Origin of the sequence: Actinoplanes subtropicus (assembly GCF_000721705.1) — a bacterium.
Lineage (GTDB): Bacteria > Actinomycetota > Actinomycetes > Mycobacteriales > Micromonosporaceae > Actinoplanes > Actinoplanes subtropicus.
Map to the genome: position 1 here is coordinate 332,581 of NZ_JOJL01000007.1, position 12,703 is coordinate 345,283.

Genomic DNA, 12,703 nt, shown 5'->3' on the forward strand with positions numbered 1-12,703 from the left:
GGCCAACCGGATCTGCGGCGTACCGAGTGTCAGTGGTCGGCCGGGCGGGGCCGGATGATCGGCCGGGGGCTGAGGCTGCCGGGCTGCCCGGGCGGGCCCGCCTCAAGCCACGAGAGGAAGCCGGTCACCGTGGACTCGGCCATGGCTATCTCGATCTCGCCGTCGTCGCCGTTGCGACAGCGCAGCACCGACCAGCCGGCCGGCATGGTGAGCCGCTCGGGCCCATCGGGGTCACGTTTCTCCTCGACCAGCAGAACCGTGCGGTCGAGCACCCGTTTAGGGCGGAAGGCGAGGCTGAACATCCGGTGGAAGCGGAGCTCGTCGCCGACGAACTGGCCGACGCCGGTGGACCAGCCGCGGCCCGGGACCATCGTGCTGACCCGGACCTGCAGGCGAATGGTGCCGCCGCCGACCATGAGCAGCCGGCGGCGGAAGAAGATCACGAAGAGCAGCGCGAGCAGCGCGACGACGCAGATCCCGAAGAACTCCAGAATCCGCATCGCGGGCGGTCAGTGCGACTCGGGAGTGGCCGGCACGGCGCTCTCGGCGAGGACGGTGACGCCGTCCGCATCGATCGAGAGGAAGCCGCCGCTCACGTCATAGGTCAGCTGCTCGCCGCCGGCGAGCTTGACCCGCACCTGGGACGGCTCCTTGAGCAGGCCCAGCAGCGGCGCGTGACCGGGCAGCACGCCGATCTCACCCTCGGTGGTGCGTGCGACGAGCATCTCGGCCTCGCCGGACCAGATCCGCTCCTCGACGGCGACGACCTTGACGGGCAGCTGGTTGGCCACGCTGTCTCCCTGTTCAGCCGGTGTTACCGAATGGGTGAAGTCTAAACGGCGAGGTGGTCCGCCGAGGTAGGGGGTGGCCACCGCCACACTCGCTACGCGTTGTTGCTGAAGTACTCAGGGTGCTCGAAGAGGAAGGTCGCCAGGCTGTCCCGGGTCACCGCGGCGAAAAAGTCGGTGGCGCTCGGGTCCAGCCCCTCGCCCAGATAGTCGCCGCCCTCGTAAAGCGACTTTCCCGGCAGCTTGATCAGCACCATGTTCGCGGACCGGATGTTCTTCAGCGCGAAGCCCCAGTCGACCACGCTGTGGCCCTTGCCGTCGAAGGTCAGCGCGCCGCCGGCCGCCTTGAGCACCCGGTCCAGCGTGACCGGGTTGGTGACCACGTCCCGGCTCAGCGCCTGCTGCGCCATCGCCTTGATGAACTGCTGCTGGTGCCGCTGCCGGTCATAGTCGCCGTTGGGCAGGCCGTACCGCTGCCGGACGTAGTCGAGCGCCTGCCACCCGGCCAGGTGATACGTGCCCGGCCGGTACTCCGCCTGCGGCCCGTAGTACGGGTGCGCGCACGAATTGTCGGCGCACCGGGCGTACCGCGGCCGGGGTTTGCCGTCCGGCTGCAGGTGCTCGGATTTCACGTGCTGGTCGACCGTCAGGGTCACGCCGCCCATGGCGTCCACGATCTTCTTGAACCCGCCGAAGTTGACGATCGCGCCGGCGTCGAACTGGCGGATGCCGGTGAGCCGCTGCACGGTCTGGGCCAGCAGTTCGAAGCCCTGTGCCGGATCGTGCTTGCCGTTGCCCAGCGAACTCCCGTACCCCATCGCGGCGTTGATCTTCGAACGGCCGCCCCGGAACCCCGTCTTGTCGAAGGGCGGGATGTCCACCACCAGATCGCGCGGGATGGAGAAGAGGTACGCCTGATCCATCGCCGCCGGGACGTGCACGATGATGATCGAGTCGGAGAGCGGGGTCTGCTCGTCGTTTCGCGGGTCGATGCCGACCAGCAGGATGTTGAGCGGCCCCATGATGTCCGAGACCTTCGCGGCCCGACCGCCGAGCAGGTCTTTGTTCTGCACCGCGCCGGCGTACCGCGCCATCAGCAGCTGACCGGTGATCAGCGCACCGCCGCTGAGGAGCATCAGGACACAGCCGGAAATGGCACAGAGGCGGGCCCACAAGGGAGCCCGCCTCTGCCCTGCCTTGGCCACCGTCACAGGTTAAGCAACGGACACCCGGCTTCTCGAGAAACGGACGGGCGCGCGATCGCCCCGCTGACGAGGAGAGGCCGGTTTTCGGCTCCGCGGGGTTTGCGGTGTCGAAAACCGGCCTCTCCTCATCAGCCCCAAAGAGGCGATCGCCCGCGGCGCCGGAGGCGACGCCAGCTAGCTCAGCTCTAACCCTTCATGAGCTCGTGCGCGTTGCGCTCGAGGTCCTCCAGGCCGCCGCACATGAAGAAGGCCTGCTCGGGGAACTGGTCGTACTCGCCCTCGCTGATCTTCTTGAACGCCTCGATGGTCTCCTTCAGCGGGACCGTCGAGCCGGGAACGCCGGTGAACTGCTCGGCCGCGTACGTGTTCTGCGAGAGGAAGCGCTCGATGCGGCGGGCCCGCTGCACCGTGACCTTGTCCTCCTCGGAGAGCTCGTCCATACCGAGGATCGCGATGATGTCCTGCAGGTCCTTGTACTTCTGCAGGATCCGCTGCACCTCACGGGCGACCGCGTAGTGCTCGGCCCCCACGAACTCCGGCGCGAGGATCCGCGAGCTGGAGGCCAGCGGGTCCACGGCGGGGTAGATGCCCTTGTCGGAGATCGACCGCTCGAGGTTGGTGGTCGCGTCCAGGTGGGCGAACGTGGTGGCCGGCGCCGGGTCGGTGTAGTCGTCGGCGGGCACGTAGATCGCCTGCATCGAGGTGATCGCCTTGCCCCGGACCGAGGTGATCCGCTCCTGCAGCTGGCCCATCTCGTCGGCCAGCGTGGGCTGGTAACCCACCGCCGACGGCATGCGGCCGAGCAGGGTGGACACCTCGGAGCCGGCCTGGGTGAACCGGAAGATGTTGTCGATGAAGAGCAGCACCTCCTGGTTCTGGACGTCCCGGAAGTACTCCGCCATGGTCAGCGCGGTCAGGGCGACCCGCAGACGGGTGCCCGGCGGCTCGTCCATCTGGCCGAAGACGAGGGCGGTCTTGTCGAGAACGCCACCCTCCGCCATCTCCAGGATGAGGTCGTTGCCCTCACGGGTGCGCTCGCCCACGCCGGCGAACACCGAGGTACCGCCGAAGTTACGGGCCACCCGGATGATCATCTCCTGGATGAGCACCGTCTTGCCCACGCCCGCGCCGCCGAACAGGCCGATCTTGCCACCGCGCACGTACGGCGCGAGCAGGTCGAGCACCTTGATGCCGGTCTCCAGCATCTCGGTCTTCGGCTCGAGGTCGGCGAACGCCGGCGGCGGGCGGTGGATCGTCCAGCGCTCCTGGATGTCCAGGGTCGACGGGTCGGCGTTGAGCACGTCGCCGAGGGCGTTGAACACGTGGCCCTTGGTCACGTCGCCGACCGGCACCGAGATGCCGGAGCCGGTGTCGGTGACCTCGGCGCCGCGGACCAGGCCGTCGGTCGGCTGCATCGAGATCGCGCGGACCAGGTTGTCCCCCAGGTGCTGGGCGACCTCCAGGGTCAGCTTCTTGGTGCCCTCGGAGAGGGTCACCTCGACGTGCAGCGCGTTGTAGATGTTCGGCATGGCGTCACGCGGGAACTCGGCGTCGACGACCGGGCCGATGACCCGGACGACGCGGCCGACGCCGGTCTCCGCCTTCTTGGGCTCAGCAACAGCAGTCATCACACATCACTTCCCGCCGCGGCCAGCGCGTTGGCGCCGCCGACGATCTCACTGATTTCCTGGGTGATCGCAGCCTGCCGCGCGGAGTTCATCTCGCGCGTGTACCGCTTGAGCAGGTCGTCCGCGTTGTCCGACGCGCTCTTCATCGCCCGGCGCCGGGAGGCCGACTCGCTCGCCGCCGAGTCCAGCAACGCCGCGTAGATCCGCGTGTTGAGGTACTTCGGCAGCAACGCGTCCAGCAACTCGTCGGCGTCCGGCTCGAACTCGTACGCCGGCCGCAGACCGGGCTCGACCTCGCGCTCCTCGACCTGCATCGGAGCCAGGAAGTGCGCCTCCGCGCTCTGCGTCATCAGCGACTTGAACTGCGTGCTGACGATGTGCAGCTCGTCGACGCCCTGGATGCCGTCCGGGCCGTAATGCTCGTCGCCGTCGTCGGCGCCCGCCACGAAGGCCTCCAGCAGCGCGTCGCCGATCCTCTTCGCGTCCGCGAACGACGGCCGCTCGGAGAATCCGGTCCAGCTGGCCTCGATCGGCCGGTTGCGGAACCGGTAGTAGCCGACGCCCTTGCGGCCGACCACGTACAGCACCGCGTCCTTGCCGTCCGCCTTCAGCTTCTGGATCAGCTGCTCGGCGGTGCGGAGGGCGTTGGCGTTGTAGGCGCCGGCCAGGCCGCGGTCACTGGTGATCAGCAGGACCCCCGCCCGCCGGACCCGCTCGCGCGGGACCAGCAGCGGGTTGTCGATCGTCGCGTTGGACGCCAGTGCGGTCAGGACCTGGGTGATCGCCTCCGCGTACGGCTTGGAGGCGGCCACTCGCTCCTGGGCCTTGGCGATCCGGCTGGTCGCGACCAGCTCCTGCGCCTTGGCGATCTTCTTGGTCGACTTGACGGTGCGGATGCGCCGCCGGAGGGCCTGTACCTGACCGGCCATGACTACTTCTCGGCCGCCGGACGGTGAACCTCACGGGTCACCGTCTCGCGGGTCTCGCGGCCCTCGGCCATCGCCTCGGCGTCGGGCTCGTTGAGCTTGATACCGGTCTCGCCCTGCTTGAAGAGCTCCTTGAACTCGTCCAGGCCGGACTTGAGGCTCTCGATGTTGTCGTCGGACAGCTGCCCGGTCGACTCGATCGAGGTGAGGACCTCGGCGCGGTGCCGGTGCAGCCACTGGAGCAGCTCGCCCTCGAAGCGGCGGACGTCGCCGACCTCGATGTCGTCGAGCTGCCCGGTGGTGCCGGCCCAGATCACGACGACCTCGTCGACCACCGAGTACGGCGAGTACTGCGGCTGCTTGAGCAGCTCGACCAGGCGTACGCCCTTGTCCAGCTGCGCCCGCGACGCCTTGTCCAGGTCGGACGCGAACGCCGAGAACGCCTCCAGCTCACGGAACTGGGCCAGGTCGAGGCGGAGCCGGCCGGAGACCGAGCGCATCGCCTTGACCTGCGCCGAACCGCCCACCCGGGACACCGAGGTGCCGACGTTGATCGCCGGGCGGACACCCGAGGCGAACAGGTCGGTCTCCAGGAAGATCTGGCCGTCGGTGATCGAGATGACGTTGGTCGGGATGTAGGCCGAGATGTCGTTGGCCTTGGTCTCGACGATCGGCAGACCGGTCATCGAGCCGCCGCCCAGCTCGTCGGAGAGCTTCGCGCAGCGCTCCAGCAGCCGGGAGTGCAGGTAGAAGACGTCGCCCGGGTAGGCCTCGCGGCCCGGCGGGCGGCGCAGCAGCAGGGACACCGCGCGGTACGCCTCGGCCTGTTTGGTCAGATCGTCGAACACGATCAGGACGTGCTTGCCGGCGTACATCCAGTGCTGGCCGATGGCCGAGCCGGTGTAGGGCGCGATGTACTTGAAGCCGGCCGGGTCGGAAGCGGGGGCGGCCACGATGGTCGTGTACGCCATCGCGCCCTGCTCCTCCAGCGTGCCCTTGATGGACGCGATGGTGGTCGCCTTCTGGCCGATCGCCACGTAGATGCAGCGGACCTGCTTGTCCGGGTCACCGGACTCCCAGTTCGCCTTCTGGTTGATGATCGTGTCGATCGCGACCGTGGTCTTGCCGGTCTTCCGGTCCCCGATGATCAGCTGGCGCTGGCCCCGCCCGATCGGCGTCATGGCGTCGATCGCCTTGATCCCGGTCTGCAGCGGCTGCTTCACCGGCTGCCGGGCCATCACGTTCGGCGCCTGCAGTTCGAGCTCGCGGAAGCCCTCGTTCTCGATGTCGCCGCGGTCGTCGATCGGCCGGCCCAGCGGGTCGACCACGCGACCGAGGAAGCCGTCGCCGACCGGCACCGAGAGAACCCGGCCGGTGCGCTTGACCTGCTGGCCTTCGTCGATGCCTTCGAACTCGCCCAGAACCACGGCGCCGATCTCGCGGACGTCGAGGTTCAGGGCGACACCCAGCGTGCCGTCCTCGAATTCGAGCAGTTCGTTCGCCATGGTCGAGGGCAGGCCCTCGACGTGCGCGATGCCGTCGCCCGCATCGGAGACGATGCCGACTTCCTCGCGGACGACCGTGTTCGTGTGGGACGAGACGTAGCGCTCTAGCGCCCCCCGGATCTCGTCCGAGGAGATGGTCAGCTCGGCCATCCTCTGCCTTCTCTGTCTAGCTCGGGACGTCGCCGCCGCCGAGGGGCCTGCTCGATCCCGGCGTTGCCGCGACCAAGGGGAAGAAACCTATTTAGCGAACGCCTGCCTGGCGGTGTTGAGCTGCCGCAGGATCGTGCCGTCGTAGAGGTCGGAGCCGACTCGGACACTCACCCCGCCGATGATCACGGGGTCGACAACGACCTTCAGGGAGACCGGGCGGTCGTAGATGTCGGACAACTTGGCAGCCAGCGCCTGCTCGTCCTCGTCGCGGAGCGGACGGGCCACCGTCACGTACGCGACCTCGCGGTCGCGTTTCGCGGCGGTCAGCTCGACCAGCCTGGTGAGCGACGAGTCGAAGCGACGGCCGAGGAACCCCTCGAGCGCCACCTCGACGAGCCGGAGCGTCGCCGGCTGGGTCTTGCCCTTGAGCAAGTCCTCCACCAGCTTAACCCGGGTCGATGTCGGCGCGCCCGGGTCACTCAGCGTGACGGCGAGCTCGGCGTTGCCGCTGACGATCTGCCCGAAGCGGAACAGCTCGTCCTCCACGTCGGCGAGGGTGCCCGCCTTTTCCGACGAGCGCAGCACGACCTCTACGCCGAGACGCTCGGTGGTGTCGAGCAGCTCGGTCGGCCGGGAGAACCGGCCGGCCACCAGCGTGGTCAGCGTGTCGACGGTGATCGCGGACAGCTTGCCGGACAGCAGCGAGCGCAGCAGCTCGGCCCGCTCGGAACCCTCCCGCGACGGGTCGGTCAGCGCCCGGCGCAGCGCGGGCTGGGCCCGCAGCAGGCCGGCCACCGACAGAATCTCGTCGGCGACCGTGGCCAGCTGCGCGGCCGTGGCCGAACCGGTCTCGGCGGCGAGCTTCTCCACCGCCGAGTTGTAGGCCTGCTGGCTGACGCTCGACGCCATCAGCGTCCGCCCGTCGAGCCGGCCGAGTCGAGCTCGGCGATGAAGCGCTCGACCGTGCCCCGGTTGCGGGCCTCGTCGGCGAGCGACTCACCGACGATCCGGCTGGCCAGCTCGACGGCCAGCTCACCGACCTCCGAGCGCAGGTCCCGCACGATGCTCTCGCGCTGCGCATTGAGCTGCTCACGGCCGGCCGCGATGATCCGGTCGGACTCCTCGCGAGCCTTGGCCAGCACGTCCTGCCGGATGCCCTCGGCGTCGGCCCGGGCCTCGTCGCGGATGCGAGCGGCCTCGGTCCGGGCCTCGGCCAGCTGCGTCCGGTACTGCTCGAGCAGCTGGTTGGCCTCGGCCTGGGCGGCCTCGGCGCGCTTGATGCCGCCCTCGATCGCGTCCACCCGGGCCGCGAACGTCTTCTCCATCTGCGGGAAGACGAACTTCATCAGCACCCAGCAGAGCAGGACGAAGGCGAGGCCGCCGACGAGGATCTCCTGCCAGATCGGGATGATCGGGTTGTGCTTCTCGGTGGTGGCGGCCTCTGCAAGCAGAGTATTGATCATTTACAGAACCTCCTTCGAGGCGGAGGAGCGGTACTCAGCCCTGCCAGATGAAGCCGAAGGCGATGCCGAGGAGCGCGAGCGCCTCGACCACGGCGAAACCGATCCAGACGTACGGCAGGGTCAGGCGCGAGGACTCCGGCTGACGCGCGGTCGACTGGATGTAGGCCGAGAAGACCAGGCCGACGCCGATGCCGGGGCCGATGGCGGCGAGACCGTAGCCGATGGCGGCGGTGCTACCGGTGAAAGCAGCGATGTCCATCATTTTTTCAGTTCCTCCAGGTATCTCGCGTGAATCGGTTTCACGCGGGACGACAACGGGGTGTTACTGGCGGTGCGAGGGGGTGGTGCTCAGTGCTCGTCGGCGAGCGCGCCCTGGACGTAGCTCGCCGTCAGCACCGTGAAGACATAGGCCTGGAGACAGATCACCAGGAACTCGAGGAAGGTCAGCGCGATGGTCATCGCCCAGGACACGATCGAGAACGGGAGGAACCAGGCGTTGGCGTTCAGCATCGCGAAGCCGCCGAGCGTGAACACGAGCAGCAGCATGTGGCCGGCGAACATGTTGGCGAAGAGCCGGACGGCCAGCGAGAACGGCCGGACCAGGAAGTTCGAGAAGAACTCGATCGGAATCAGCAGCGGCAGGATGAACCACGGCGCCGGCGGAATCAGAGAGTTCTTGAAGTACTTCACGAAGCCGTGGTGCCGGATGCCCACCCAGATGAACATCACGTAACTGATCACCGCAAGGAACGCCGGGAAGGCGATATGCGAGTTAGGTGAAATCTGGATGAGCGGAACGATGCCCCAGAAGTTGTTCAGCAAAATGAAGGTGAACAACGTCGTCAGGTACGGAGCGAAGCGCACACCCGCCGGACCGATCATCTCGATCGCGATGTTGTTGCGCACGAAGCCGTAGAGGCTCTCCGCGAGCCACTGCCTCTTGCTCGGCACCAGCTGCGGTTTCCGGTACGCGACCAGGAAGAAGATGATGATCAGTGCGGCCGACAGCCAGACCAGCGCAGTGATCTTGGTGAACCAGTAGTTGTCGTGCTCACCCCACGGCAGGATGCTCGGCAGGTAGAAGTCCTCGACGCTCGGCGGGAACGGAACGTCTGCGAGGACCATCGACTGAACGGCCACCGTAGCCCTTTCCTGTCAGGCGCCCAGACGGCGCACGATGAGGTAGACACCACCGGCCATGCCCAGGACCGCACCCAGGCCGGCGAAGATGCCCCTGGTCCCCACCCAGTGGTCGACCAGCCAACCGATCCCGCCCCACACCAACATGCCCGAGAGGAGGTAAGCGACGGCCGTCATGCCCATACCCGTGTCGGGCGGATTTGGACCGTCGTCCCCATGGGGATTCTTGGGAGGTTCCTGACCGGTCATGACGGCCCGAACGATATCAGCAGGAAACATGAGGCTAAGCGGGACCCCCCGCACAACCGCAGTTGTCCAGGCGTCAGGGGTCTCGCAACTGGAACGACACGGTACTCCCCCTCCGCGAGAACCGGACACGCCACGTCGTTTCACGTCACCGTTTCGTGGTCAACAAACCACGAATGGGGCGTTTGCCGAGGTAAAACGACGTGCAGAAGATCACTTTGGGGGACGGAACGCGGTGAACCACCAGGCCTGCACGCCGGTCCAGGCGAGCACGCCGGCCACGACTCCCCAGCCCAGCGCGATCTTGCCGGTCCACGCGGTGTTGACGCCGTAGGCCAGCACCACGCCCAGGACCACGCATTTCAGCACGTACGTGAGCATCGCCAGCGGCATCAGCAGGGCCGGGCGCACGGTGTCCGCCCACGCGATGACCAGCGTGGACATCGTGTAGCTGATGGTCACGATCAGCACGCCGGTCCCGGCGCCGACCGCGGAGGCGGGCCCGCCGGCGAAAAATCCGACCGAGGCGGCGCAGAGCAGCAGGGCGGCCGAGACCGCGCTCAGGAACGGCAGGTGCGCCACCCGCCACCGGGGATCGGCGGGCAGCGGCGGCAGGTCGGGCAGCGGAGTGTTGTCATCATCACGATCAAAACCCTGCTTGGGTACGCCCGGAAGCGTCACCGCCGGTTCGCCAGTCTCCGTCATGCTGTGCCCTCCTTTGGCATGCCCTTCTGGCCCTCGCCGGCGAGGCCGTCCGCCGCTGCGGCTGGGTGCCGCTCGGTGCAGGCGGTCATGCCATCACTTCCTCCCGCGCGTACGCCGGGAATTGTCCTACCAAGGCCCGCACCTCGTCCGCGACGCCGGCCAACCGCGACGCGCCGGCCGACGTGTCCGGATCGCTGCGGACCGCGGCCCCGATCAGCCGCCCGATCTGCCGCATCTCGCCCTCGCGCATCCCCTGCGTGGTCACCGCCGGCGAGCCCACCCGGATGCCGGACGCCACCGCGGGACGCTGTGGGTCGTACGGTATCGCGTTCTTGTTCAGTGTGATCCGGGCCAGATCGCATCGCGCCTCGGCCGCCCGCCCGGTGATCCCCAACGCGCGGACGTCGGCCAGCACCAGGTGCGTGTCGGTGCCACCGGACACCGGGCGCATCCCCTCGGTGGCCAGCGCCGTCGACAGCGCCCTTGCGTTGTCGACGACCTGCCGGGCGTACGCCTGGAAGGAACGACCCGACGCCTCGCGCAACGCGACCGCCTTGGCCGCGATCGCGTGCATCATCGGACCGCCCTGGCTGAACGGGAAGACGGCCTTGTCCACCCGCTGGGCGAGCTCCGCACGACACAGGATCATGCCGCCGCGGGGACCGCGCAGCACCTTGTGCGTGGTGCAGGTGACCACGTCGGCGTGCGGCACCGGCGACGGGATCGCCTTGCCGGCCACCAGGCCGATGAAGTGCGCGGCGTCGACCAGCAGGTACGCGCCCACCTCGTCGGCGATCTCGCGGAACAGCGCGAAGTCGATCAGACGCGGGTACGCCGTGGCGCCGCAGATGATCAGCTTCGGCCGGTGCGCGAGCGCGAGGTCCCGTACCTCGTCGTAGTCAATCTCCTCGGTGTTCGGGGACACCCGGTAGCCGATCGGGTGGAACCACTTCCCGGAGAAGTTGACCCGGCTGCCGTGCGTGAGGTGCCCACCGTGCGGCAGCTCCATGGCCAGCACCGCGTCGCCCGGCTCGGCCAGCGCCGCGAACGCCGCCAGGTTCGCCGAGGTCCCCGAGTGCGGCTGCACGTTGGCGTGCTCGGCCCCGAACAGCTGGGTCGCCCGCTCGACGGCGAGCAGCTCGGCCCGGTCCGCCTCGCCGCAGCCGCCGTAGTAGCGCGAGCCCGGATAGCCCTCGGCGTACTTGTCGTTGAGCGTCGACCCGAGCGCGGCCAGCACGCCCGGCGAGGTGAAGTTCTCGCTCGCGATCAGCTGCAGGCCGCCGCGCTGCCGGGCCAGCTCGTCGAGGAGGACGTGGGCGATCTCCGGATCCGCGCGCTCGAGATGCGCGAAATCCGGCCCCCAGAAGGTGTCCACGTGCCCTCCTCCCCGATCGAGCCGTGTGGCAACGCCGCCTGAAAAGCAGCATATGGCTTCAAAGCCCCGGCAAAGGGCACACTCTGCGGTTATGCGGTGCTTGGTGACCGGCGCGACCGGCTACATCGGCGGCCGGCTCGCGCCCCGGCTGCTCGCCGCCGGCCATCGGGTGCGCTGCCTGTCCCGCAGCACGGCCCGGCTGCGCGACGTGCCCTGGCACGCCCGGGTCGAGATCGCCGAGGGCGACCTGACCGACCCGGCGTCGCTGCGCGCGGCGCTGGACGACATCGAGGTCGCCTACTTCCTGGTCCACTCGCTGGGCCGGCGCGACTTCGAGCAAGTCGACCGGACCGCCGCCGGCAATTTCGCCGCCGCCTGCCGGGAGGCCGGCGTCCGGCGGATCGTCTACCTCGGCGGCCCCGAGCCACCGCCCGCCGTACGTACGTCGGCGCACCTGCGCTCCCGCGCCGAGGTGGCCCGGGTCCTGACCGACAGCGGCGTCCCGACGGTCGTGCTGCGTGCCCCGGTGATCATAGGCTCCGGCTCGGCCTCGTTCGAGATGCTGCGCCACCTCACCGAGCGGCTGCCCGCCATGGTCACCCCGCGCTGGGTGGGCAACCGCATCCAGCCGATCGCGGTCCGGGACGTGCTCTCCTACCTGATCGCGGCGGCGACCCTGCCGCCCGGCGGGTACGACATCGGCGGCGCCGACGTGCTCAGCTACGCCGAGATGATGCAGCGGTACGCCCGGGTGGCCGGCCTTCGCCGCCGGGTGATCGTGCCGACCCGGGTGCTCAGCCCGTGGCTGTCCGCCTACTGGGTCGGCCTGGTCACGCCGGTGCCGAACAGCATCGCCCGGCCGCTGGTCGCGAGCGTCGTGCACGAGGCGGTGGCACACGACGCGTCGATCCGCACGCTGGTCCCCTCGGTCCACCCGCTCGGCTTCGACGAGGCGGTCCGGCTGGCCCTCGGCAAGATCCGCAACGCCGACGTGGAGACCCGCTGGTCTTCGGCGGCCGGCCGGGATGCTGCGGCGGAGCCTCTTCCGAGCGACCCGGAATGGTCCGGCGGAAGCGTCTACGTCGACGAGCGCAGCCGTGCGGTGGACGCGCCGGTCGCCGCGTTGTGGCAGGTGATCGAGGGGGTCGGCGGGGAGAACGGGTGGTATTCGTTCCCACTGGCGTGGTCGGTGCGGGGGTGGCTGGATCGGCTGGTCGGCGGGGTCGGGCTGCGGCGCGGAAGGCGTGATCGGGATCGGCTGCGGGTGGGCGAGGCGCTCGATTGGTGGCGGGTGGAGGAGATCGTGCCTGGGGAGTTGCTGCGGTTGCGGGCGGAGATGCGGGTGCCGGGGCGGGCGTGGCTGGAGATGTCGGCGGTGGCGTCGCCGGATGGAGGCAGCGTGTACCGGCAGCGTGCGGTGTTCTTGCCGCGGGGGTTGGCGGGGCACGCGTATTGGGCGTCCGTGGTGCCCTTCCACGGGATCGTCTTCAGCGGGATGGCCCGCAACATCGCGTCGCGGGCGGAGGAGGTGGTTGCGGGGCGGCCCGATGTCGCGGCTTGAAGGCCGGGCAG

Annotated in this window: 14 protein-coding genes; 1 reads left to right on the top strand and 13 read right to left on the bottom strand. The window is 69.0% G+C overall.

The window, feature by feature from the left end; genetic code table 11:
- Positions 1-29: 29 nt before the first annotated feature.
- The 13 genes from IH26_RS0112165 to IH26_RS0112225 form a co-directional block, all read right to left on the bottom strand.
- Positions 30-500, bottom strand: a complete 471-nt coding sequence (locus tag IH26_RS0112165; RefSeq protein ID WP_030436268.1) for a DUF2550 domain-containing protein — start codon at positions 498-500, stop codon at positions 30-32.
- A 9-nt stretch (positions 501-509) separates the two neighbouring features.
- The gene (locus IH26_RS0112170) at positions 510-791 is read right to left on the bottom strand and encodes a F0F1 ATP synthase subunit epsilon (protein WP_030436269.1); all 282 of its coding nucleotides are present in this window, start codon (positions 789-791) and stop codon (positions 510-512) included.
- Positions 792-883: 92 nt separating this feature from the next.
- Entirely contained in the window at positions 884-1,999 is a 1,116-nt protein-coding gene (locus IH26_RS0112175) for an LCP family protein (protein WP_034214760.1), read from the bottom strand.
- A 179-nt stretch (positions 2,000-2,178) separates the two neighbouring features.
- Positions 2,179-3,621 (bottom strand): F0F1 ATP synthase subunit beta, encoded by a 1,443-nt coding sequence (gene atpD, locus IH26_RS0112180; RefSeq protein ID WP_030436271.1) that lies wholly within the window; start codon positions 3,619-3,621, stop codon positions 2,179-2,181.
- Positions 3,621-4,550, bottom strand: a complete 930-nt coding sequence (locus tag IH26_RS0112185) for a F0F1 ATP synthase subunit gamma (protein ID WP_030436272.1) — start codon at positions 4,548-4,550, stop codon at positions 3,621-3,623. Before IH26_RS0112185 ends, atpD begins: the two co-directional genes overlap by 1 nt.
- A 2-nt stretch (positions 4,551-4,552) precedes the next feature.
- Positions 4,553-6,202, bottom strand: a complete 1,650-nt coding sequence (gene atpA / locus IH26_RS0112190) for a F0F1 ATP synthase subunit alpha (protein ID WP_030436273.1) — start codon at positions 6,200-6,202, stop codon at positions 4,553-4,555.
- 87 nt (positions 6,203-6,289) lie between these two features.
- Positions 6,290-7,111 (bottom strand): F0F1 ATP synthase subunit delta, encoded by an 822-nt coding sequence (locus IH26_RS0112195; protein WP_030436274.1) that lies wholly within the window; start codon positions 7,109-7,111, stop codon positions 6,290-6,292.
- Positions 7,111-7,665 (bottom strand): F0F1 ATP synthase subunit B, encoded by a 555-nt coding sequence (locus IH26_RS0112200; protein WP_030436275.1) that lies wholly within the window; start codon positions 7,663-7,665, stop codon positions 7,111-7,113. Before IH26_RS0112200 ends, IH26_RS0112195 begins: the two co-directional genes overlap by 1 nt.
- 34 nt (positions 7,666-7,699) lie before the next feature.
- Positions 7,700-7,924 carry an ATP synthase subunit c family protein gene (locus tag IH26_RS0112205; RefSeq protein WP_030436276.1) on the bottom strand — a complete coding sequence of 75 codons (225 nt, stop codon included), beginning with the start codon at positions 7,922-7,924 and terminating at the stop codon, positions 7,700-7,702.
- Between the two features lie 89 nt (positions 7,925-8,013).
- Complete coding sequence (atpB, locus tag IH26_RS0112210) at positions 8,014-8,790, bottom strand: F0F1 ATP synthase subunit A (protein ID WP_030436277.1); 777 nt, start codon at positions 8,788-8,790, stop codon at positions 8,014-8,016.
- A 30-nt stretch (positions 8,791-8,820) separates the two neighbouring features.
- Positions 8,821-8,982, bottom strand: a complete 162-nt coding sequence (locus IH26_RS59710; protein WP_169789743.1) for an AtpZ/AtpI family protein — start codon at positions 8,980-8,982, stop codon at positions 8,821-8,823.
- Positions 8,983-9,264: 282 nt separating this feature from the next.
- Positions 9,265-9,756, bottom strand: a complete 492-nt coding sequence (locus tag IH26_RS0112220) for a hypothetical protein (RefSeq protein ID WP_051807996.1) — start codon at positions 9,754-9,756, stop codon at positions 9,265-9,267.
- Positions 9,757-9,841: 85 nt separating this feature from the next.
- Positions 9,842-11,131: a serine hydroxymethyltransferase gene (locus tag IH26_RS0112225; protein WP_030436280.1), complete on the bottom strand. Its 1,290-nt coding sequence runs from the start codon at positions 11,129-11,131 to the stop codon at positions 9,842-9,844.
- A 91-nt stretch (positions 11,132-11,222) separates the two neighbouring features.
- On the opposite strand from IH26_RS0112225, the gene IH26_RS0112230 reads away from it, so the two are divergent.
- Positions 11,223-12,692 carry an SDR family oxidoreductase gene (locus tag IH26_RS0112230; RefSeq protein WP_030436281.1) on the top strand — a complete coding sequence of 490 codons (1,470 nt, stop codon included), beginning with the start codon at positions 11,223-11,225 and terminating at the stop codon, positions 12,690-12,692.
- Positions 12,693-12,703 lie beyond the last annotated feature (11 nt).